Here is a 22,349-nt window from a genome sequence, read left to right on the forward strand (position 1 = left end):
ATCCCGGTGAGCTCTCCACCGTGGTAACTTCTGGAGCAATCGCTCAGCTTTTTTCGGAGGAGGCTCCATGCCTTGGCTGTTCCTGGCGGGCGCGATCGCCGCCGAGGTGGTCGCCACCACGGCGCTGAAGCTCTCGGCGGGCTTCACCCGGCTCGTCCCGTCGGCCGTCGTGGTGGTCGGCTACATCACCGCCTTCTTCCTGATGTCGCAGTCCCTCACCCGGGGCATGGGCATCAGCGTCGCCTACGGCGTGTGGGCGGCCGCGGGCATCGCGCTGGTCTCGCTGGTCGGCGCCGTCTTCCTGGACGAGCGGCTGACCTGGGTGCAGATCGGCGGGATCGTGCTGGTCATCGCGGGCGTGCTCGCCCTCGAACTGGGAGCGCGGCACTGAGCGGCGCAGCGGGCGGCGAGATAGCCGACGGGCGGCGCCGCAAGGGCGAGCTGCGGCGCGGCCTGCTGATCGAGGCCGCGCTGCGGGTGATCGGACGCGGCGGGGTGGCGGCGCTCAGCCAGCGGGCGGTGGCGCAGGAGGCCGCGCTTCCCCCCAGCGCCGTCACCTACTACTTCGCCACCGCCGACGCCCTGCTGGTCGCCGCGCTCAGCTCCTGCAACGACCGCTACCTGCGCCGCCTGGACGAGTGCGCCCGCGCCGAGGACCCGCTGGGCGAACTCGCCGCCGTCATCGCCGAAGGCGCCGCCGACGGCGGCGCGCGCACGGCGGCCGAGTACGAGCTGTTCCTGCTCGCGGGGCGGCACCCCGAACTCCAGCACGAGGCGGTGCGCTGGGCCGAGGCCGTCGACGCCTTCCTCGCCCCCTTCGCCCCCGATCCCGTCGACCGGGCCGGCGCGGCGGCGGCCGTCGACGGCCTCTTCCTGCGCTGCCACAGCTACCCCGGCCCACCGGACGCCGCCGCCGTCCGCGCCGTGCTCGACCGGCTGCTCCGGCGCGGCCCTGCCCCGGCCGTCCCGGCGCCGCCGGAGGGCTGACGCCCGGCACCGCCCGCCGCTACGCCGGGCGCGAAGACGGGGCGGCGCGGCGGCGGCCGGTCTGCCGTGGCGCCATGCCGGTCGACATCGTGTTCGGGACCCGCTCCATCAGCGAGGACAACGAGCGGGGCATCGCCGCCGGCCGGCTGCCCGGGCGCCTGTCCGAGCAGGGCCGGCGGCTCGCCGCCGAGCTGGGCGAGCGGCGCCGCGAGAACGGCGTCGCCGCCGTCCTCAGCTCCGACCTCGCCCGCGCCGCCGAGACCGAGTTGCCCCGGTTCCGGCCCGGCGCCAGAGTCCTGATCGTCGGCCACGCGCCGACCCGCCGGGCGCTCGACCAGCTCATCGACGGCCGTCCGCTGGAAGAGCTGGTCGACGCCGACTTCGGCTGGCGCGAGGGCCGGGAGTACCGCCTCGGGTGACGGATAAAATTTTGCCTACTAGGCAATCTTGCCTTTTAGGCAAAATTCAGTAGAGTCGTGCCATGAGCACGGACGAGGACGCGCCCGGCGGACTGCGGGAGCGCAAGAAGCAGCAGACCCGCACCGCGCTGAGCTGGGCGGCGATCCGGCTGAGCGTGGAGCGCGGCGTCGACAAGGTGCGGGTCGAGGACATCGCCGCCGAGGCGGGGGTCTCGCTGCGCACCTTCCGCAACTACTTCGCCGGCAAGGCCGAGGCGATCGCCGCCCGGCACGTCGATCGCGCCCTGCTGATCGCTGACGAACTGCGCGCCCGCCCCGCGGCCGAACCGCTGTGGGAGGCCATCGCCAATGCGGTGCGGGCGCGCTTCGCCCTGGAGCAGGAGGGCGAGCGGCCGCCCGACCGGCGCTGGACCGACGGCGTCAGGCTCATGGTCACCGAACCCTCGCTGCGGGGCGAGCTGTTCAAGGCCAACGCCGTCGCCGAGGCCGCGCTGGCGCGGGCGGTCGCCGAGCGCACCGGTACCGACCCCGACGCCGACATGTACCCGCGCCTCGTCGCCGCGGCGGTCGGAGCCGCCATCACGGTGGCCATGGGCCAGTGGATGCGCGCGGATCCACCCGTCCCGATGGCTCCGCTGCTCGACGACGCGCTCGACCGGCTGCGCGCGGGGCTCCCCGAGCCCTGATCCGTCCGCGCCCCTTTCTCGATTCCCCGGAACCGCCCGGCCGCCGCCGGGCCGGTCCGCCATGCCCGAAGACGTCCACAGGAGGATGCGATGAGCCCCGATGTCGTCATAGCCGGTGCGGGCCCGAACGGGCTCATGCTGGCCTGCGAGTTGGGCCTGGCCGGAGTGCGGCCGATCGTGCTGGAGCGCCTGCCCGAGCCCGCGACCGAGCCGAAGGCCAACGGCCTGGTCGGCCAGGTCGTGCGGGTGCTCGACCACCGGGGCCTGTACGAGCGCCTGAGCGGCGGCGCCGAGCCGCCGCGGCCGGCCTCCGCCTATGTGTTCGGTGCGCTGCCCCTGGACCTGTCCGGTCTGGCCGACAACCCGCTGCACCTGCTGGGGGTGCCGCAGCGGCGCCTGGAGCAGGTGCTGGCGGAGCGCGCCCGCGAACTCGGAGTGGAGGTCCGCCGGGGCCACGAGCTGACCAAGCTGTCCCAGGACGCCGACGGCGTCGGCGTCGAGGTCACGGGCCCCGAGGGCCCCTACCGGCTGCGGACCCGCTACCTGGTCGGCGCCGACGGCGGCCGCAGCCTTACCCGCAAGCTGTCCGGCATCGGCTTCCCCGGCGTCACCACCGACCGGATGGTCTCGCGGACGGCGCACGCCACCGTGCCCGAGGACTGGGTGGACCCGGCCACGCAGGCGCTGGCGGTGCCGGGGTACGGCACCGTCCCGCCCTTCGCGCACCAGCGCAACGAGCGCGGACTGTTCGTGTTCGCGCCCTTCCCCGGGCGGACGCCGCTGGTGGGCACGGGCGAGTGGGACCGGACCGACGACGACGGCCCGATGACGCTGGCGGAGATGCGGGCGAGCGTCGCGCGGGTGCTCGGCGTCGACGTGCCGCTCGGCCCGCCGGCCGGCGGAGGACCGCATGTGCTGCGCCGGCTGACCGGCGGCAACACCCGGCTGGCGGAGCGCTTCAGGGACCGCCGGGTGCTGCTGGTCGGCGATGCCGCGCACGTGCACTCCGCGCTCGGCGGCCCCGGCCTCAACCTCGGCCTGCAAGACGCCGTCAACCTCGGCTGGAAGCTGGCCGCCGCGGTCCTCGGCTGGGCGCCGCCCGCTCTGCTCGACAGCTACGAGAGTGAGCGGCGGCCGGTGGCCGAGCGCGTGGTCATGCACACCCAGGCGCAGTCCGCGCTGATCGCCCCGGGCGGCGAGGTGACCGCCCTGCGCGAACTGTTCACCGAACTGCTCGCCGAACCGCGCAACGTCCGGTACCTCGCCGAGCTGATGGCGGGCGCCGACGTCCGCTACGACATGGGGGTGGGCGGCGCCCATCCGCTCGCCGGGCGGCTCGCCCCCGACCTGGTGCTGCGCACCGGCACGGGGACGGCCCGGCTCGCCGAGCTGTGCAGGGGCGCGCGGCCGCTGCTGGTCGACCTGACCGAGGACGGTTCGCCCGCCGGGACCCTGTCCGACGCCGCCGACCGGGTGGACGCCGTCACCGCGCGTCCGCGGGGCGGCGAGGCGCCGGCCACCGCGCTGCTGCTCCGGCCGGACGCCCGCGTCGCCTGGGCCTCGTCGTCGCCCCGCCCGGACCGCGCCGAACTGGCGGCGCTGCGCACCGCCGCGCACGCGTGGTTCGGTGTGCCCGAGCCGGCCCGCGCCTGACCCGGGCGGGCCCGCGGACCGGGCCCGGAGCGATGCCGCCCACTGCGGCGCCCGTCACCCGCGCCGGTCGCCCTTGGGGCGGCCGGGCTGCGCGGGCACGCCGTGCGGCGGCGGGTTCACGGGCGGGCCGGCGCTCGCGTCGGTGACCGGGGAGCCGCCGGCCGGGGGCGGCGGCGCCTCCAGGTGCCGCTCGTGCACGCCGTCCGACGGTTCGGCGCCCTGCTCCAGTTCGGCCAGGCGCCGGGTCATGATCTCCAGCACGCGGGTGCGCCGGGCGTGCGCCTCCTCGTGGTCGATCAGCGCGCGCAACTGGTCTTCGGACAGGGAGCGGATGCGGTGCTGCAGCGAACCGACCGGCAGGTGCTCGTAGTCCGCGATCGGGAGCGTGGCTCGTTCCCTGGCCATGGGGTCCTCCTGTAACTCGGCTGTCGCCGGGACGCTGCCACGGCGGCGCGCGAGTATGCGCGCCGCCGTACGGACGGCCGCGTGCGCGTCGGCCGGGACCTATCCGAAGCCGCCGTTGCTCATCAGCAGCTGGCCGTTGATCCAGCCGCCCTCGGGCGAGCAGAGGAAGTCCACCAGGTGCGCGGTGTCGCGCGGGGTGCCCAGGCGGCCGAGCGGGGTGGCGCGCAGGCAGTCCTCGCGCACCTGGTCGGTCATCCAGCCGGTGTCGACGGGCCCGGGGTTGATGGCATTGGCGGTGACGCCGAGGTGCGCGAACTCGTGCGCCGCGGCCAGGGTGATGCGGTCCAGGGCGCCCTTGCTGGCGCCGTAGGGCAGGTTGCGCACCGTGTGGTCGCTGGTCAGGCTGATGATCCGCCCGGACCCGAAGGCGCCGGAGAAGCGCAGGCCGAATTCGCGGATCAGCAGCCAGCTCGCGCGGGCGTTCACCGCGAAGTGCCGGTCGAAGCTCTCGACGGTGGTGCCGAGCAGGTCGGAGTCGACCGACTCGCAGTGGCACAGCACCAGCGCGGTGACCGGGCCGAGCCGCCGTTCCGCCTCGTCGAAGACACACGCGGGCGTGGAGACGTCGGCCAGGTCGGCCTCGACCGGGGCGGTGGCGGCGCCGCGGCCGACGAGATCGCGCACGATCGCCTCGGTCGCCCCCTCCTGGATCCCCCACTCCATCCGCAGGTCGTACGGGTGCCAGTACGTGAAGGCGATGTTCCAGCCCGAGTCGGCCAGCCGGCGCGCGATCCCCGCGCCGATCCCGACCGTGCGGCCGACCCCCGTGATCAGTGCCGTCGGACGGGTCGTGTCGGGGCTCGGGTCTGCCGCGGTGCTCGTCACAAGATGGAATCGTGCGCCGCCGGACACCGCCCGGGCAAGCGGTTTCAGCTCCGGCGGCGGCTCCACGAGCGCGCCCCCGGTGGCGGCGGCCGCGTGACGCGTTCGTTTCGGCCCTGCCCCACCGGACCGGAAACGGCGTCCGCCGCCCCTCAGGGCCGACGGGCCGTGAACGCGCGGCGACGGATTGCGCTCCGCCGCCTATCGGAATGTGACACAAGTCGCTATCATCCACCTTGGAAAACGCTTTCCATCACCGGTTCCCGCGCGCCGGACGCGGCGCGCGGCCCGGCCACCCCGCTCACGGAGGCAGTTAGGGACGCGACGTTCCGGGAGCACAGTCGCAGCGAACAGGAAGGACATCCTGGTGAAACCCTTCGGTCTCCTCCCCGGAATACGGACGCGCCTGGCCGCGGGCACCGCGGCCGCGGCGGCCCTCGTCTTCGCGGCCGGAGTCGCCGCCATCACCGCCGCGGCCCCCGCGACCGCCGCGGCCGCCGACCCGATCGGCACCCAGCAGGACTGCGGCGCCGGCACCTACCACGCCGAAGCCGTGCTCAGCGGCAGTACCTGGACCGCCCGGCGCGGCAGCAGCGTCGTCTACACGGGCGGCGACATGCGCGCGGCCATGCAGGCCGCCGTGAACAGCCTCAGTTCGGGCCGCACCTCCAAGGAGCGGGTGGTCGTGCGCGGCTCCGGCTCCATGAGCGCCGGATCGCGGCTCTCGCTGCCCAGCTACACCGTCCTGGACGTGTGCGGCACGATCAACGTGACCGGCTCGGGCTCGGGCGACCAGGCACCCGTCTACGCACGCGGTGTGCGCGACATCGAGGTGCAGCACCTCACCCTCACCGGCACCCCGCTGTACGGCATCTTCATGCGCAACGTCACCAACGTCATCCTCGGCCAGATCGACATGCGGTTGTCGCGCGGTCTCGGCATCCGCATCGACAACCGGGGCGACACCAGCGTTCCCACCCGCAACGTCCGCATCGACAACGTCTACGTGTCGGGGACGAGCAGCCACGGCGTGGAGACCTACGGCGTGGACGGCCTGAACATCGGCACGGTGACCGCCCGCAGCACGGGCGAGTCCGGGCTGCTGCTCAACGAGACCGTCAACGCCACCATCGGCACGGTCGACGCCCAGAACGCCGGCACCGGCACCGGTTACGCCGCCTTCCGGATGGCCAACCGAAACGGCCGGGTGGGCGGCAGCTACCCGACGAACATCCGGGTGGGCCAGGTGATCGCACGCGGCGGCGGGCGCGGCGTCTTCTGCGTCTCCGAGAGCGGCGGCGCCGTGATCGACCGGGTCGACATCGCGCAGACCGGCAACAACGCCATCCTGATCGAGAACTGCCACAACGTGACGATCGCGGCGCAGAGCGGCAGTGTGGCCGGGCCCGGCGACATCCGCATCGCGGCGCGCTCGGAGTTCGCCAACACCTCCAACATCACCTTCCAGAACCTGACGCTGACCAACACGGCCATCAACGAGAGCCCGTGCGGCAGCAACATCACCATCCGCAACATCACGTACAACAACAGCAGGGACAACTCCTGCTAGTGCGCGACGCTCCACCGCGACCCGGCCGGGCGCACCGTGCCCGGCCGGGTCCGCCGGCCGTCAGTCCCGCTCCAGCCGCATGCAGATGTAGGAGTTGATGCCGGTCCGCTTGGTGTGCTTCACCGGGCGCCGGTGGATCTCGGTGTAGCCGAGCCTGCCGTACACCCGCAGGGCGGCGCCGTTGGTGTCGGCGATGTCCTCCAGCACGTACGCGCGGTAGCCCGGCAGGGTGAGCAGGTGGGTCAGGATCGCCGAGGCGACGCCCCTGCCCCGGTAGGCCGCCGCCGTGGCGACGCACTCGACCGACGCGGTGGCCGGGCCCGGGTGGTGGAACGGCGCCTGGAAGTTGCTCTTGAACACCGAGCCGGCGATGGTGCCCTTGACCAGGCCCAGGTGCCGGCGCAGCTCCCGGGTGTCGTGCTGGATCGACAGCCGCCGCCCGTCGGTGCAGGCGGCGATCCCGGCCGGGCTCCCGTCGACCAGGCCGACGTAGAAGAGGTCCGGCACCAGCATGTGCGCGAAGGCGTCGGTCAGCCGCTCCCGGTCGGTGGAGAAGTAGGAGAAGTACTCGTAGAAGGCGTCGACGAAGATGCCGCCGATCGCCCTGCGGTACCCCTCCCCCAGTTCGTCGGCGCGCCTGACCTCGATCATGCCCCGTCCCCTTCCAGCAGGAAGGCCAGCAGCACCGGCATCGCCGGCACCTGGAAGCGCTCCCGCAGCGTGGTCTTCATCGACACCAGCCCGCTGAGCACGACGAAGTAGCAGGCCGCCAGCTCCGCGGCATCTCCGCGCCTGAACTCGCCCAGCCGCTGGCCGCGCTCGATCAGCGCCTCCAGCGCCGCGGCCAGCTCGGCGTGCCGCTCGGCCAGCACCCGCACCGGCGCCGGCGGCTCGTCCATCGCGAAGGCGTGGTTCATCAGCAGGTAGAACTCGACGGCCTCGGCCTCCTGGCCGAGGTCGGCGACGAAGACCCGGGTGAACTCACCCAGCAGCCGGGCCGGGGAGCCCTCGCCGCGGAAACCCGCGGCCACGGCGCCCAGGCCCTCGGCCGCCTGCGCCACCAGCGCGCCGAACAGCTCCTCCTTCGTGGCGTAGTGCCGGTACATCAGCCCGGTGCTGATGCCCGCCTCGGCCGCGATGTCGCGCACGCTCGTCGCGGCGTAGCCGCGGCGGGTGAACAGCCGAACCGCGGCCGCCTCCACCTTGGCGCGGGTGGCGGCCCGCATCGCCTCGTACTGCTCCTCGGTCCTCGACACTTTCGCTCCGGATCCGGGTGCTGCCGAATTTTACAATGAACAATTGTTTACTCTAAGACCGCCGCCTGAGCACGTCAAACGGGGCCGCCGCGGCGGCCCCGGGATGGACGGATCGGCGGGACGGCGCGCCGGTGCGGACCGGCACCGGCGCGCCGTACGGGGGTCAGGGCGTGAAGCGCCAGACGTGGTCGCGGGTGCCGTTGTCCTCGTACTGGTGGATGTCGGCGTCGTCGAAGGCCGAGGCGCCCTCGACGGCGAGCAGCAGGCCGCTGTGCCGGTTCTGCAGGTGGAAGTAGCCGTCGCCGTCGTGCAGCAGCCGCCACTGCTGGTTGGCGCCGCCGTGCCAGTCCCACTGCACCACCTGGGCGCTGTTGGCGGTGGACCAGCCCAGCACCTCCATCACATTGCCCGAGTGGGTGCTGACGACCCGGAAGTAGCCGTCGCCGCTGTCCTCGAAGCGCCAGTTCTGCTGGCTGACCTGGCTGTCCCACCACTGGGTGAGGCGGGCGCCGTTGTCGTGGGAGGCGCCGAACACGTCGAGCACCCGGCCGCTGTTGAGGTTCTGGATGTTGACCTCGCCATCGGGCATCAGCCGCCACTGCTGGCTGGCGCCGCCGTGCGCGGCGCGCTGCCGGGCGTGCGCGCCGTTCTCGGTGGAGGAGCCGGCGATGTCCAGCCGCAGGCCGCTGTGCACGTTGACGATCCGGACGTAGCCGTCGCCGGTGTCCTCCAGGCGCCAGCGCTGGTCGGCGGTGCCGGCGTCGCGGTACTGCTCGACGGCGGCGCCGTCCTGGGTGGACATGCCGTCGACCGCGAGCACCCGGTCGCTGTGGTCGTTGACGATCCGGAAGGTGCCGTCGCCGTTGTTGACCAGCCGCCAGCGGTGGTCGGCGGTGCCGTTGTCGGGCCACTGGGTGACCTGGGCGCCGTCCTCGGTGGACATACCGTCGACGGCGAGCACCTGGCCGGAGTTGCGGTTCTCGAGCCGGAACCACGCCCCCATCCCGAGCCCGGACGGCGCCGCCGCGTCGAGCACGGCCTGGTTGGCGGCCCTGACCCGGTCGGCGTCGGGCTTGACGATCCGCCGGTCGTAGGTGAGCAGGCCGTTCAGCTCGTTCTCCACGTCGGTGGTCTGGGTGTAGATGGCGGCGGACAGGCCGTGCGTGTCCACCTGCTCGGCCACCCGGCCCAGCAGCGACTCGTAGCGCTCGGTCAGCGCGGCGGCGTCGGGCAGCACCTCGTAGCCGCCGCCCCGCTCCGGGTCCCACTGGTGGCCGGGGGCCAGCAGCGCCGAACCGCCGAACTCGCCGAGGTAGGCGGCGCGCTCGCTGGTGGGCACCGGAGTGGTCGGCCCCGGGTAGATGTGGATGTCGTGGGCGTCGCCGTTGCCGGTGTCGTGCCAGCCGCTGGCGCCGACGACCAGCCGGGACGGGTCGCGCCGCTGGATGTCCTCGACGATGCGGGCGCCGTCGTACTGGCCCCAGCCCTCGTTGAAGGGGACCCACTGGATGATGGACGGGTGCGAGCGGCGCTGGTCGATCATCTCGGTCAGCTCGGCCTCGAACTGCGCGCGCTCGGCGGCTCCCGGTTCGCCGTCCATGGTGGGCATGTCCTGCATGACGAGCAGCCCGAGCCGGTCGGCCCAGTAGTACCAGCGGGCCGGCTCCAGCTTGACGTGCTTGCGGATGGTGTTGAAGCCGAGGTCGCGGGTGGCCTCGATGTCGAAGCGCAGCGCCTCGTCGGTGGGGGCGGTGTAGATGCCGTCCGGCCAGTAGCCCTGGTCGAGCGGGCCGAGCTGGAAGACGAACTCGCCGTTGAGCAGCGGGCGGCGCACGCCGTCGACCATGCCGGTGCTGATCTCGCGCATGCCGAAGTAGGAGCCGACCTCGTCCACCACCGCGCCCGAGCCGTCGAGCAGCTGCACGGTGAGGTCGTACAGGTAGGGGTCGTCCGGCCACCACAGCCGGGCGTCGGGGACGGGGACCGCGACCGGCTCGCCGGGGGCTCCCTGCGCGGTGCCCACCACCCGGCCCTCGGGGGTGCTCGCCGTCGCCCGCACCGTGTGCCCGCCGGCCGCGGCGGTGTGCGCGACCACCTCAAGGGTTCCGGCGCCGAGGTCGGGGGTGGTGTCGAGCCGGTCCAGGTGCGCCGGGGCGACCGGCTCCAGCCAGACCGTCTGCCAGATGCCGGAGTTGGTGGTGTACCAGATCGACCAGTCGCCGTCGCCGGTGTCCAGCCGCTGCTTGCCGACCGGCTGGCCGCCCGCGTCGCTGGGGTCGTGCACGCCGACGACCACCTCGTTGCCGCCGGGGCGCAGCGCGTCGGTGATGTCGAGTTCGAAGGCGGTGTAGCCGCCGGTGTGCGTGCCGACCTCAGTGCCGTTCACCCAGACGGTGGCCCGCCAGTCAACGGCGCCGAAGTTGAGCTGGACGTCGCGGCCGGCCCAGTCCTCGGGCACGGTGAAGCTCCGGCGGTACCACATGTCGCTGTGCTGCTCGGCGATGCCGGACAGCGCCGACTCCACCGGGTAGGGCACCAGGATCTCCCGCTCCAGTTCGCGGCCGATGGGCGGCGCCTCCCCCGGCTCGGCGGGCTCCCACTCCCAGGTGCCGTTCAGGTTCAGCCAGTCGTCGCGGGTCAGCTGGGGGCGGGGGTACTCGGGCAGGGCGTTGTCAGGCGAGACCTCGTCCGTCCACGGCGTGGACAGCGGCGGTTCGACCGGCTGCGCCTCGGCGGGGGCGGCGGTGAGCATCGGGGCGATCAGCGCGAGGGCGGCGGCGAGGAGGTGGATACGTCTGCGCACGGACATGGGGCTCCTCTCGGAGGCGGGCGAGAGCACGCGCGGCCCTGCTGCACGGAGAGTGACGGCGAGGTCGCGCGCAGCCGCTTTGCCTGGGTTCTATCCCAAGCGTTCAGTTGCGTAAATAGTCGGTAGCCGACTTGTTTCGTTCCTGCACGTCAGCTGATCGGAATTGACTGGAAACACGCCTTTTAATCCGAGCCGTCCCGTCCCGACGGCGGCGGCTTGGGCTGTTCGTCGCGCTCATCCGGCCCTGGAAGCCGCTCGGCACCGGCGTCACGGCGACTGAACGTTAGCGATCGTTTAAGACTCGAACTGATCAGACGTTATCGGCTTGCGACCGTAGGGTTGCGGACTCGTTTCCGGGCGGAGTGATGATGCGCACAGATCCGAGCGAAGGAGGCCCTGGATGGCCACGTACCGAGCACGACTCGCCAGGACCGGCCTGGCCGGCCTGGCCGCGCTCGCCCTGCTCGCCGGCTGCGCCCGGGGCGAGGACGCCGCCGAGGGCGGCGGCAGCCCCGAGCCGGCCGACCAGGGCCCCTCCCTGCGGGCGGCCGACGGCGAGACGTGCACGGCCGAGCAGTACGGGGTGGAGCCCTTCGACCTGGCCGGCAGCACGGTCGGCTTCTCCCAGTCCGAGCCCGAGGCCAACCCGTTCCGGATCGCCGAGACCGCCTCCATCCGCGAGGAGGCCGAGGCGCGCGGCATCGAACTGATCGACACCAACGCCCAGGGCGAGTTCTCCCGCCAGATCAGCGATGTACAGGACATGATCGCCCAGGGCGTCGACCTGCTGATCATCGCGCCGCTCAACTCCGACGGCTGGGAGCCGGTGCTGGCCGACGCGGCCGAGCAGGGCATCCCGATCATCACCGTCGACCGCCAGATCAACGCCGAGCCCTGCGCCGACTACGTCGCCTTCCTCGGCTCGGACTTCGTGGAGCAGGGCCGGCGCGCCGCCGACCGGATGATCGAGGCGCTGGGCGGCGAGGGCCAGGTGGCCATCCTGCTCGGCGCACCGGGCAACAACGTCACCACCGAGCGCAACCAGGGCTTCGTCGACCAGATCGAGGCCGAGGCGCCCGGCATCGAGATCGTCTTCGAGCAGACCGGCAACTTCTCCCGCGAGGAGGGCCAGGAGGTCGCCGAGCAGCTGCTCCAGTCCAACCCCGACGTCGACGGGATCTACGCCCACAACGACGAGATGGGCCTGGGCGCGATCACCGCCCTCCAGGGCGCGGGCCGCGAGCCCGGCGAGGTGCAGATCGTCACCATCGACGGCACCGAGGGCGCCGTGCAGGCCATCATCGACGGCTGGATGTTCGCCGTGATCGAGTCCAACCCCCGCTTCGGGCCGCTGGCCTTCCAGGCGGCCGAGCAGTTCGCGGCCGGCGAGGAGATCGGCGTGAACCTGGTCATCGAGGACCGCGAGTACACGCAGGCCAACGCCGAGTCCGACATCGCCAACGCCTACTGACCCGCACCGGCGCGGGCGCCGGCGGCCGGACCGGGGCACCGGTCCGGCCGCCGTCCGCGCCGCGGCCGGTCCCACGGAGCCGAGGAGGGGGCCGATGACCGGACCCGACGCACCGCTCGCGCCGATCCTGGAGACCGCCGGGCTCACCAAGCGCTTCCCCGGGGTGCTCGCCCTGGACGAGGTCGCGTTCAGCCTGCGCCCCGGCGAGGCGCACGCCCTGGTCGGCGAGAACGGGGCGGGCAAGTCCACCCTGATCAAGGTGCTCACCGGCGTGTACCGGCCCGACGCCGGCAGCCTGCTCTTCCAGGGCGCCCCGCTGCGCCCCGCCACCCCGCTGGACGCGCAGCGAGCCGGGATCTCCACCATCTACCAGGAGGTCAACCTGGTCCCGCTGATGAGCGTGGCCCGCAACCTCTACCTGGGCCGCGAGCCGAAGAACCGGCTCGGCCTGATCGACTTCGGCCGGATGCACGCCGAGGCCGAGCGCACCCTGCGCGAGTACGGCGTCTCCGTCGACGTCCGCGCGCCGCTGCGCACCCTGGGCCTGGGCGCCCAGCAGATGGTGGCGCTGGCGCGGGCGGTGGACGTGGACGCCCGCGTGGTGATCATGGACGAGCCCACCTCCTCGCTGGAGCCGCGCGAGGTGGAGACCCTGTTCGGGGTGATCGGCCGGCTGCGCGAGCGGGGCATCGCGATCGTCTACGTGAGCCACCGGCTGGACGAGCTGTACCGGGTCTGCGACCGGGTCACCGTGCTGCGCGACGGGCGGGTGGTGCACACCGGGGCGCTGGCCGAGCTGCCCCGGCTGCGGCTGGTCGCGCTGATGCTCGGCCGCGAGGTGGAGCAGGTGCGCCGGGAGGGCCTGACCCGCTTCAGCGGCGAGCGGACCGCCTCGGCCGACGAGCCGGTGCTGGTCGCCGAGGACCTGCGCGTCCGCCACCTGGTCGACGGCGTGACCCTGCGGATCAGGCCCGGGGAGATCGTCGGGCTCGGCGGGCTGCTCGGCGCGGGCCGCACCGAGACGGCCAAGGCGATCGCCGGGGCGCTGCCGCTGGACGGCGGCCGGGTGAGCGTCGCCGGGGTCCCGCTGCGCCGCCGCTCCACCGCCGCGGCGATCCGCGGCGGGATCAGCCTGCTGCCCGAGGACCGCAAGGCCGAGGGGATCGTGCCCGGCCTGTCGGTGCGCGACAACATCGCGCTCGCCGCACTGCCCCGGCTGTCGCGCTTCGGGCTGGTCTCCGAGCGGCGGGTGGACCGGGTGGTGGCCACCTTCATGGAGCGGCTGCGGATCAAGGCGGCCGGCCCGCACCAGCCCGTCGGCGAGCTGTCCGGCGGCAACCAGCAGAAGGTGCTGCTGGCCCGGTGGCTCGCCCTGCACCCGAAGGTGCTGCTGCTGGACGAGCCCACCCGCGGCGTCGACGTCGGCGCCAAGGCCGAGGTGCAGCGGCTCATCGACGAACTGGCCGCCGACGGGCTCGGCGTGCTGCTGATCTCCTCCGACCTGGAGGAGCTGATCGAGGGATCGGAGCGCGTGGTGGTGCTCAAGGACGGCGCCGTGGTCGGCGAGCTGGTGGGCGAGGACGTCACCGAGGACGCCCTGCTGGCGGCCATCGCCGACGCGGCCGGACCGGACGGGACCGCACCGGTGCCCGCCGCGCCCGGCGGGGAGGCCGGCAGTGGCTGACCTGGCCCTGGCGCGGGTCCGCCCGGACCGCACCGTACTGCTGCGCTGGCTGCGCGACTACGGCGTGTACGCCGGGGTGGCCGCGCTGGTGCTGGTCAACCTGGCGCTCACCCCCAACTTCGCCTCGCTGGACACGCTGCGGGTGCAGGCAGTGCAGGTCACGCCGATCCTGATCGTGGCGCTTGGCATGGCGGTGGTGATCGGCACCGGCGGGATCGACCTGTCGGTCGGCGCGGTGATGGCGGTCGCCGCCTCGATGATCTCGCTGTACCTGGGCTACGGCCCGGTGGCGGCGGTGCTGGCCGCCCTGCTGGCCGGAGCGGTGTCGGGCCTGGTGGCGGGCTCGCTGGTGGCCTTCGTCGGGGTGCAGCCGATCGTCGCCACCCTCGCACTGATGATCGGCGGGCGCGGCCTGGCCGAGGTGATGCTGCCCCAGCTGGACACCTTCCGCAATCCCGAGCTGCGCGCCCTGGGCAGCGGGATGTTCCTCGGGGTGCCCTACGTGGTGCTGATCGCGGTCGCGCTCACCCTGGTGGTGGTCTTCGTGGTGCGGCGCACCACCTTCGGCCGCCAGGTGCTGGCCATCGGCGGCAACCCCGCGGCCAGCGCGCTGGCCGGGCTGCCGGTGCGCCGGGTGCTGATCGGCGTCTACGTGCTGGCCGGGGTGCTGGCCGCGGTCGCCGGGGTGCTTGCCACCGCCCGGCTGGGCGCCAGCGACCCCACCCGGCTCGGCGAGCTGATGGAGCTGAACGCGATCACGGCCGTGGTGATCGGCGGCACCGCGCTGACCGGCGGCCGGGTCAGGATCGCCGGGACGGTGGCCGGCGCGGTGCTGATGCAGCTGCTCACCGCCACGCTGATCATGCACAACCTGCCGCAGTCGTGGACGCAGATCGCGTCCGCGGTCGTGATCGTGCTCGCCGTCTGGGTGGCGCGCGAACGGGGGAGGAACTGATGGCGCGGACACCCGTCACCGCGGCCGCCGTCGACGTGTCCCGCGGCGGCGCCGCCCCGGCCGGGGCGTCCGGGGCCGAGCGGATCAGCGCGCTGGCCCAGCGGCACGGCGCGCTGGTGGTGCTGGTCGCGGTGGTGCTGGTCACCTCGCTGAGCTTCGACACCTTCTTCACCGGCTACAACCTCAACCGGCTGGCGGTGAACGCCGCCTTCCTGGCGATCGTCGCCCTGGGCATGACCTTCGTCATCATCACCGGCGGCATCGACCTGTCGGTCGGCTCGGTCTTCGCGCTGGGCGGGGTGCTGGCCGCGTGGGCCTCTCAGTACGGGACGCTGCCGGCGCTGCTGGTGCCGGTCGCGGCGGCCGGGGCGATCGGGCTGGCCAACGGGCTGCTGGTGGCGCGCACCCGGCTGGCGCCGTTCATCGTCACCCTGGCGAGCATGCTGGGCGCACGCGGGCTGATGCTGGCGGTGTCGGGCGAGGGCAACGAGACCTACCTGGTGCCGCAGGGCTCGGCCTTCCTGGAGCTGGCGCAGGGCGGCCTGTTCGGCATCGGCTACCCCGTCTACCTCACCCTGGCGCTGTTCGGGCTGGGCGGGCTGCTGCTGCGCCGCACCGGCTTCGGCCAGTCCGTGTACGCGGTGGGCGGCAACGAGGACGCCGCCGCGCTGATGGGCGTCCGGGTGGCGCGCACCAAGCTGACCGTGTACCTGATGTCGGGCCTGCTGGCCGGCTTCGCCGGCGCCCTCAACGCCGCCTACCTGGGCTCGGGCGTGACCATCCTCGGCTTCGCCATGGAGCTGGACGCCATCGCGGCCGTGGTCATCGGCGGCACCCTGCTCACCGGCGGGCTCGGCTACGTCAGCGGTTCGCTGGTGGGCGTCCTGCTGCTCAAGGTGATCCAGAACGTCATCAACCTGATCGGCTCACTCAGCTCCTCCTACCAGCAGGTCGTCAGCGGGCTGTTCCTCATCGCGGTGGTCGTCGCGCAGACCTACCTCAGCCGGCGCCGCCGCATCGGCTGAGCCGGCCGGCGGACCGGTCGGCGTGTTCCTCGTCTCGTCCCGTCCGGTGCGCCGGGCGGGGCGTCCGCGCCCTGACCACCTGGAACACAGCCGTTCCCGGCGGCTCAGCCGCCCCGGCGCGGAGAGCGCTCTCTGGTATAACTGCGATCATGGTCGATCGCTCGGCGAGGTCACCGAAGGACTCCCGCTCCTCCCCGTCCGGCTCCCCCACCCTGGAGGACGTGGCCAGGGAGGCCGGGGTCTCCCGGGCGACCGTCTCACGGGTGATCAACGAGAACCGCAATGTCGACCCGGCCATCCAGGCCGTGGTGCGCCAGGCCATCGCCGCCACGGGCTACGTGCCCAACCGGGCCGCCCGGTCCCTGGTCACCCGCAGGACCGGCACCGTCGCGCTGGTGATGTCGGGGGCGGGCCACGAGGAGCTGGACGGCGTCGGCGCCGAGGAGGTCGACGGCCCGCCCGCCGCCCGCAGCCCCTTCGACAGCCACATCCTCGCCGACCCCTTCTTCGGCCGCGCCGCGAGCGGGGTGGTGGGCTTCCTGCGCCCGCGGGCCATGCACCCGGTGCTCATGCTGGCCGACTCCGCGGGCGCCCGCGAGCAGATCGTCTCCCACCTGCGCCAGGGCCACGCCGACGGCGCCGTCCTGGTCTCCACCCACCCCGAGGACCCCCTCCCCGCGCTGCTGGCCGACGCCGGGCTGCCCTTCGTGCTCTTCGCCCGCCCGGCGCGGCCGGTCCCGGTGAGCTACGTCGACCTGGCCCACCGCGACGGCGCCCGCCTGGCCGCCGACCGGCTGGTGGCGCGCGGATGCCGCCGGGTGGCCACCATCGCCGGGCCGCTGGACGTGCCCGCCAGCCAGGACCGCCTGGCCGGCTTCCGCGAGGCGATGGCCCGCCACGGCCACCCCTACGTGCCCTCCGTCGAGGGCGACTTCCGGCAGGAGAGCGGCGAGAAGGCGATGGAGCGCCTGCTCACCGAGGAGCCGGAGCTGGACGGCGTCTTCGCCGCCAACGACCTCATGGCCCAGGGGGCGCTGCACGTGCTGCTCGAACGCGGGCGGCGGGTGCCCGAGGACGTCGCGCTCATCGGCTTCGACGACAGCAGCGCGGCCACCGCCAGCCGGGTGACCCTGACGACGGTGCGCCAGCCGGTCGAGGAGATGACGGCCGAGATGACGCGGCTGCTGCTGGACCACATCGAGAACCCGGGCCTGGCGCCGACCTCGGTCATCTTCGAGCCGACCCTGGTCGTCCGCCGCTCGGCCTGAGCCCCGCGGGCGGCCGCCGGACCGCGGACCGCCGGCCGCCCGGCGGTCCGGCCGGGCGATGCCCCCGCAGGCGTTGACAGACAGGGCGGGCCAACGCATTGTTTCGGGAGAGCGCTCTCCCGAAACAATGGGCACGCCGCCGCACGCGGGTGCCCGTCCCCCGCACCGAGGAGACACCGTGTCCACCGAGACGAGACCCGCGGCGAGCCGCACGAGACGATGGCCGTCCGCGGCGGCCGCACTCAGCCTGACCGCCGCCCTGCTGAGCTGGTCCGCCCCCTCCCCCGCGACCGCCGACGCGGCCGAGCCCGCCGCCGCTCCGACCGCCGCCTCCGTGGTGGAGGTGACCGGGAGCCAGGGCGACTGGGAGCTGACCGTCGACGGCGCGCCCTACACCGTCCAGGGCCTCACCTGGGGCCCGAGCACCGCCGCCGCGGCCCAGTACATGCCCGATCTGGCCTCCATGGGCGTCAACACCGTGCGCACCTGGGGCACCGACGCCACCACCGCGCCGCTGCTGGACGCGGCCGCGGCCAATGGCATCCGCGTCATCGCCGGCTTCTGGCTCCAGCCGGGCGGCGGCCCCGGCAGCGGCGGCTGCGTCGACTACGTCAACGACCACGACTACAAGGGCTACCAGCTGTACCTGATGAACCAGTGGGTCGGCGCCTACCGCGACCACCCGGGCGTGCTGATGTGGAACGTCGGCAACGAGTCGCTGCTCGGCCTGCAGAACTGCTACTCCGGCGCCCAGCTGGAGGCGCAGCGCGACGCCTACGCGCAGTTCGTCAACGACGCCGCCGAGGAGATCCGGGCCCTGGACCCCAACCACCCGGTGACCTCCACGGACGCGTGGACCGGCGCCTGGCCCTACTACCAGGAGCACGCCCCGGCCCTGGACCTGCTCGCGGTCAATGCCTATGACGCGGTCTGCGGCATCGAGGAGACCTGGGCGGCCGGCGGCTACGACCGGCCCTACATCCTCACCGAGGGCGGCCCGGCCGGCGAATGGGAGGTGCCCGACGACGTCAACGGCGTGCCGCTGGAGCCGACCGACGTACAGAAGCGCGACGGCTACCGCCGCGCCTGGGAGTGCCTGATGGGCCACGAGGGCGTCGCCCTGGGCGGCACCCTGTTCCACTACGGCATCGAGGAGGACTTCGGCGGCGTCTGGTTCAACCTGCTGCCCGGCGGCGAGCGGCGGCTGTCCTACTACGAGGTGGCCGAACTCTACGGCGGCGACCGGCCGACGAACACCCCGCCGGTCATCACCGGCCTGACCGTCGGCGGCGACCGCACCGCCGTCGAGGCGGGTGAGGGCTTCGGCCTCAGCGCCAACGTGTCCGACCCCGACGGCGACGCCGTCTCCTACGAGGTCATGCTGAGCAGCCGCTACGTCGACGACAGCGGCGCGCTGGTGCCGGCCGCCTCCAGCGGCGGGGGCGGCTCATTCACGGTGACCGCGCCCGAGCGGCCCGGCGTGTGGAAGGTGTACCTGCTGGCCCGCGACGGCCGCGGCAACATCGGCATCGAGACCACGTCCATCCGGGTGGTCCCGCCCGACGTCGACGGCACGAACATCGCTCGCGGCGCCGCCACCACCGCCTCCTCCTGGCAGGGCCAGAACGGCGGCGAGCCCTTCCCGCCCGGCAACGCCACCGACGGGAACCCCGAATCCCGCTGGGCCAGCGACTGGAGCGACCCGCAGTGGATCCAGGTCGACCTGGGCTCGGTCCGCTCCTTCCACCACGTCCAGCTGGTCTGGGAGACGGCCTACGGGCGGGCCTACCAGGTGCAGACCTCCACCGACGGCGCGAACTGGACCACCGTCCACCAGGAGACCGCCGGCAACGGCGGCGTGGACTCCATCCCGGTCGGCGGCTCGGGCCGCTACGTGCGCGTGCTCGGCACCGGGCGCGGCACGAGCTGGGGCTACTCGCTGTACGAGTTCGGCGTGTACGCCCGCTGACCACCGCCGTCCCGGCCGCCCGCCCCCGGCGGGCCCGGGACGGCCACCGCCCCCTCGCCCCGGCAGGCGAGGGGGCGGCAGCGTCAGCGGGTGCCGTCAGGACGCCGTCACGGATAGGACACCAGGTAGTAGATGCCGTCGTTGAGGCCGGGGCCGGCCGGGCCGCCGGTGTCGTTGATGACGCGGTTGATGGTGCCGAGCTGGCCCAGCGAGACGATCACCATGTGCTGGAAGGCGACGCCCGAGCGGCGCGGCGCCTGGATGGCCCGCTCCGACACGATGCTCGCGTCCTCCAGGAACAGGCAGTACACGCCCAGGCCCCACGCGCGGTGGTCGGTGACCGAGTCGGCCACCAGGTAGGCGGGGAAGCCGCGTTCGCCGCCGTTCATGTACGCCGCCTGGCTGGGCGGGTCGTAGGGCAGCTCACACTGGAAGAAGTAGGTGCGGCCGCGCTCGCCGTTCCAGATCACCTGCTCGCGGCGGTAGTGCTCGGCGAACAGGCCGTAGATGGTGACGTTGTCGCCGTTGACGATCAGGCCGTGCTCGGCGGGGTTCACCTCCCAGCCGATGCCGTCGCCGTGGTCGCCGCGCCACAGCCAGACGTGGTCGACGATCGTGTCGTGGCTGTTGACGACCAGGCTGCGCAGCGCCCGGCCGGCGCCGGCGCCGCCGATGCGGGCGAACACGTCGTGGACGTGGATCGGGTTGCCCTCGTGGCGGGCGGAGGAGCCGGCGGGGCCGATCTCCACCAGGGTGCCGGACTCCTGCGGGCCCGCGTCGACCAGCAGGTGCGCCAGCTGGACGCCGTCGACGTCGGCCACCCGGATGGCGGTGATGCCGTTGTCGGGGATGAGGGTGGCCAGGCCCATGCCGAGCACGATCGTGTCCGGCCTGGTCACCTCCAGGGTCTGGTTCAGGTGGTAGACGCCGGGGGTGATGAGCAGGTGGCGGCCCTGGGCGAGGGCGGCGTTCATGCTCGCGGCGGAGTCGCCGGGCCGGACGATGTGGAAGTCGCCGATGGGGATCGAGGTACCGGGCGTGGGGCCGTTGGCCCAGCTGATGCCGCGGGAGTCGCGGCGCGCCTCGGGGCGGAACACGTGGAAGGCGCCCGCGCCGTCGACGTAGAGGTAGGGCTTCTCGCGCACGTAGGGGGTGCGGTCGATCGTGGTGTGCGAGGGGTTGGGGAAGTGGTTCGGCGGTGCGCCCTCGACGCCCAGGAACACCATGTTCCACACCGAGCCGGCCCACTCCCCCAGCCGGCTGTTGCGGGTGAACCACTGCTGCTGCGAGCCGGAGACCACCCGGTCGACCTGGCAGTCGGCCATGAAGCCGCCGCTGGACCAGCCGTCGTAGCCGTTCCACAGCGGCAGCTCGCCGCGCACGTGCACGCGGCGCATCGGCGCGGCCTGGGAGACGGCCCAGCGGTTGACCCCGTCCCACGGCGTCACCGACAGGTTCTCGGCGCCGCGCCAGAAGTTCTGGGTGGCGTTGCCGCCGAACCAGTCGGCGATCACCCGCACCCAGCCGGTGATGTTCACGTCGTCGGGCTGGCGGCCGAGGCCCACGATGTGGGTGTAGTAGCCGACGTTGACGTCGATGTCCTGGTAGTGGCCCGGCTTGAACAGGAAGGCGTAGCGCCCGGGGCCGAACTGGGCGGTCTCCTGCGCCGTGAAGGCGGCGTTGAGCCGGTCCTGGATCTGCTGGCGCGGCATCGAGGGGTCGAAGATGACGACGTTGGGGCCGAAGTCGGGGTCGACGGCGGCCGGGGCGGCGGTGTCGCGGGCGGGCGCGGCGGAGGCCGCCCCCGGGACGGCCGCCGCCACCGCGGTGGCGGCCAGGCCGACGATGGTGGCACGCCGGGTCAGCGCCCCGGTGGGCGGCTGCTCGGCGGCGGGGGCGCGGTGCTCGCGGGGGTCTTCGGGCTGTGGCACGGGGTTCTCCTCGGCGGGGAGGTCCCGGCGGAGGGGCGCCGGGACGGAGAGCGCTCTCAAAACGGAGCCGGTCCGGGGACCGGACCGGCTCCGGGGTGGGAGGGCCCGGCCGGCCGCGCGTTCAGTGCGGCCGGACCTGCGGCTCAGCGGGGATCGGAACGGTCGGGTGCGGTTCAGGGCAGTTCGTAGTCCTCGTTGAGGGCCGCGCCCTCACCGGGGTGGTGCTGGTCGTAGCCGCGGGCGTCGCACTGGAGCCCGCCGTTGATGCAGTGCTCGACCATGGCGGCGAGCGTCGCCTCGTCCCAGGCGTTGAAGAAGTCGTAGTGGAACGAGTAGCCCTCGCCGCTGGACAGGTGGACGCCGGACATGTCGCCGTCCACGGGGAAGGCCATCTTGAACTCGACCATCGGCACGGCCACCGGGTGGCTGTCCGGGCAGACGTCCGAGCCGTTCTCCACCACGGGGTAGGCCATGTGCGACTGGTGGTCGGGCGAGTCCAGGTGGCGCCCGTCCCAGCAGCTGGGCGCCTGGAAGCGGACGTTGAGCTGGGTGCCGTCCGGGCAGTGCGCCGGGACGTGCGCGTTGTCGTAGTCGTCGCCGCACTCCCAGCCCTGGACCGTGGCGTCCAGGAACTCCTCGGCGCTCTGCGTCGGGCTGCCCACGACGTAGCGCAGCCCGGTCGGGAAGGGCCGCACGGTGGTGTGGTCGCGGATGCCGGACTTGTAGTAGATGACCTGGTGCCCGATGGGGCGGACCTCCTCGGTGCCGTTGTACATCGTCGGCATCCAGTAGGCGGACAGGTCGCCGGGGACGCGGCAGCTGGTGCCGCCCCGCTCCAGCGAGGCGAGGGTGCTGAACGCGTCCGTGGTGGTGTTGCCCATGAAGGTGTGGTCGTGGGAGCCGCCCGGCCGGCCCGGGTAGACGATCGGGTCGTCTGGGGCGGTGTGCGAGACGGTGCAGTTGGCCTGGAACTCGCGGTGCACCGCGAAGGGCGGGTTCTCCAGCGGCGGGATGCCCGCGACGGGCTCGTCCACCGGGACCCACTCCCCGGGGGGCGGGGCGGGCATCGCGGCCATGGCCATGTGCTCGTGGTGGGCGGCGGTGTCGGCGGCCGCGGCGACGGCGGGGTCGGTGGGGCTGAACATGCCGATCGCCAGCACGGACACCGCGGCGGACGCGGCGGCGAGGGCGGGCAGTCGGGTCGGGTCGAACGGTCTGTGTGCCATGCGGACCTCCGTGCCGCGCCGGTGCGCGGCTCGGTTAGCGGGGGGGCGGGCGGTGCACAGGGGAGGCGACGCCTCCCAGAGGGACTGGGAGAGCGCTCTCCCATTTCGGCAAATGCTATGCCTCAACTGATCCGTGTCAAGACTCCATGAACA

19 protein-coding genes are annotated in these 22,349 nt (G+C 73.4%); 12 read left to right on the plus strand and 7 right to left on the minus strand.

Annotated elements, in window-relative coordinates; genetic code table 11:
- The first annotated feature begins 67 nt into the window (after positions 1-67).
- From CLV72_RS23150 to CLV72_RS23170, 5 genes are all read left to right on the plus strand, one after another.
- Positions 68-391, plus strand: coding sequence for a DMT family transporter (locus tag CLV72_RS23150; protein ID WP_106250160.1), 324 nt, complete (start codon positions 68-70; stop codon positions 389-391).
- A 50-nt stretch (positions 392-441) separates the two neighbouring features.
- Complete coding sequence (locus CLV72_RS23155) at positions 442-987, plus strand: TetR/AcrR family transcriptional regulator (protein ID WP_281262432.1); 546 nt, start codon at positions 442-444, stop codon at positions 985-987.
- Positions 988-1,061: 74 nt separating this feature from the next.
- A complete protein-coding gene (locus tag CLV72_RS23160; protein WP_106250163.1) occupies positions 1,062-1,406 on the plus strand; it encodes a histidine phosphatase family protein in 345 nt (114 codons plus the stop codon).
- Positions 1,407-1,468: 62 nt separating this feature from the next.
- Positions 1,469-2,092: an acyl-CoA-like ligand-binding transcription factor gene (locus CLV72_RS23165; protein ID WP_106250166.1), complete on the plus strand. Its 624-nt coding sequence runs from the start codon at positions 1,469-1,471 to the stop codon at positions 2,090-2,092.
- A gap of 90 nt (positions 2,093-2,182) precedes the next feature.
- Positions 2,183-3,745, plus strand: coding sequence for an FAD-dependent monooxygenase (locus CLV72_RS23170; RefSeq protein WP_106250169.1), 1,563 nt, complete (start codon positions 2,183-2,185; stop codon positions 3,743-3,745).
- 54 nt (positions 3,746-3,799) lie between these two features.
- Here the strand turns inward: CLV72_RS23170 and CLV72_RS23175 are convergent, their stop codons facing one another.
- Together CLV72_RS23175 and CLV72_RS23180 are read right to left on the minus strand one after the other, a co-directional pair.
- Entirely contained in the window at positions 3,800-4,150 is a 351-nt protein-coding gene (locus CLV72_RS23175; protein WP_106250171.1) for a DUF8129 domain-containing protein, read from the minus strand.
- Between the two features lie 99 nt (positions 4,151-4,249).
- A complete protein-coding gene (locus CLV72_RS23180) occupies positions 4,250-5,035 on the minus strand; it encodes an SDR family oxidoreductase (RefSeq protein WP_106250174.1) in 786 nt (261 codons plus the stop codon).
- Positions 5,036-5,399: 364 nt separating this feature from the next.
- Between CLV72_RS23180 and CLV72_RS23185 the strand changes: the two genes are divergently transcribed.
- Positions 5,400-6,602, plus strand: coding sequence for a right-handed parallel beta-helix repeat-containing protein (locus CLV72_RS23185; protein ID WP_245930388.1), 1,203 nt, complete (start codon positions 5,400-5,402; stop codon positions 6,600-6,602).
- Between the two features lie 60 nt (positions 6,603-6,662).
- Here CLV72_RS23185 and CLV72_RS23190 read toward each other — a convergent pair whose 3' ends face one another.
- From CLV72_RS23190 to CLV72_RS23200, 3 genes are all read right to left on the minus strand, one after another.
- A complete protein-coding gene (locus CLV72_RS23190) occupies positions 6,663-7,253 on the minus strand; it encodes a GNAT family N-acetyltransferase (RefSeq protein WP_106250176.1) in 591 nt (196 codons plus the stop codon).
- Entirely contained in the window at positions 7,250-7,858 is a 609-nt protein-coding gene (locus CLV72_RS23195) for a TetR/AcrR family transcriptional regulator (protein WP_245930389.1), read from the minus strand. Before CLV72_RS23195 ends, CLV72_RS23190 begins: the two co-directional genes overlap by 4 nt.
- 163 nt (positions 7,859-8,021) lie before the next feature.
- Positions 8,022-10,667 carry an RICIN domain-containing protein gene (locus CLV72_RS23200; RefSeq protein ID WP_106250178.1) on the minus strand — a complete coding sequence of 882 codons (2,646 nt, stop codon included), beginning with the start codon at positions 10,665-10,667 and terminating at the stop codon, positions 8,022-8,024.
- Positions 10,668-11,067: 400 nt separating this feature from the next.
- On the opposite strand from CLV72_RS23200, the gene CLV72_RS23205 reads away from it, so the two are divergent.
- From CLV72_RS23205 to CLV72_RS23230, 6 genes are all read left to right on the plus strand, one after another.
- On the plus strand, positions 11,068-12,138 hold the full coding sequence (locus tag CLV72_RS23205; protein ID WP_106250181.1) for an ABC transporter substrate-binding protein: 1,071 nt from the start codon (positions 11,068-11,070) through the stop codon (positions 12,136-12,138).
- 94 nt (positions 12,139-12,232) lie between these two features.
- A complete protein-coding gene (locus CLV72_RS23210) occupies positions 12,233-13,822 on the plus strand; it encodes a sugar ABC transporter ATP-binding protein (protein ID WP_106250184.1) in 1,590 nt (529 codons plus the stop codon).
- Entirely contained in the window at positions 13,815-14,777 is a 963-nt protein-coding gene (locus CLV72_RS23215) for an ABC transporter permease (RefSeq protein ID WP_106250186.1), read from the plus strand. Before CLV72_RS23210 ends, CLV72_RS23215 begins: the two co-directional genes overlap by 8 nt.
- Complete coding sequence (locus tag CLV72_RS23220) at positions 14,777-15,802, plus strand: ABC transporter permease (protein WP_106250189.1); 1,026 nt, start codon at positions 14,777-14,779, stop codon at positions 15,800-15,802. The genes CLV72_RS23215 and CLV72_RS23220 overlap by 1 nt, the downstream gene beginning before the upstream one ends.
- Positions 15,803-15,951: 149 nt before the next feature.
- Positions 15,952-17,070, plus strand: a complete 1,119-nt coding sequence (locus CLV72_RS23225; RefSeq protein ID WP_106250191.1) for a LacI family DNA-binding transcriptional regulator — start codon at positions 15,952-15,954, stop codon at positions 17,068-17,070.
- 178 nt (positions 17,071-17,248) lie between these two features.
- Positions 17,249-19,039, plus strand: coding sequence for a discoidin domain-containing protein (locus CLV72_RS23230; RefSeq protein ID WP_245930391.1), 1,791 nt, complete (start codon positions 17,249-17,251; stop codon positions 19,037-19,039).
- A 107-nt stretch (positions 19,040-19,146) separates the two neighbouring features.
- Here CLV72_RS23230 and CLV72_RS23235 read toward each other — a convergent pair whose 3' ends face one another.
- Together CLV72_RS23235 and CLV72_RS23240 are read right to left on the minus strand one after the other, a co-directional pair.
- Positions 19,147-20,970, minus strand: a complete 1,824-nt coding sequence (locus tag CLV72_RS23235; protein WP_106250196.1) for an adenylyl cyclase — start codon at positions 20,968-20,970, stop codon at positions 19,147-19,149.
- 173 nt (positions 20,971-21,143) lie between these two features.
- Positions 21,144-22,196: a DUF1996 domain-containing protein gene (locus CLV72_RS23240; protein ID WP_106250198.1), complete on the minus strand. Its 1,053-nt coding sequence runs from the start codon at positions 22,194-22,196 to the stop codon at positions 21,144-21,146.
- Positions 22,197-22,349: the final 153 nt, after the last annotated feature.

Origin of the sequence: Allonocardiopsis opalescens, from assembly GCF_003002095.1 — a bacterium.
Classification (GTDB): domain Bacteria; phylum Actinomycetota; class Actinomycetes; order Streptosporangiales; family Streptosporangiaceae; genus Allonocardiopsis; species Allonocardiopsis opalescens.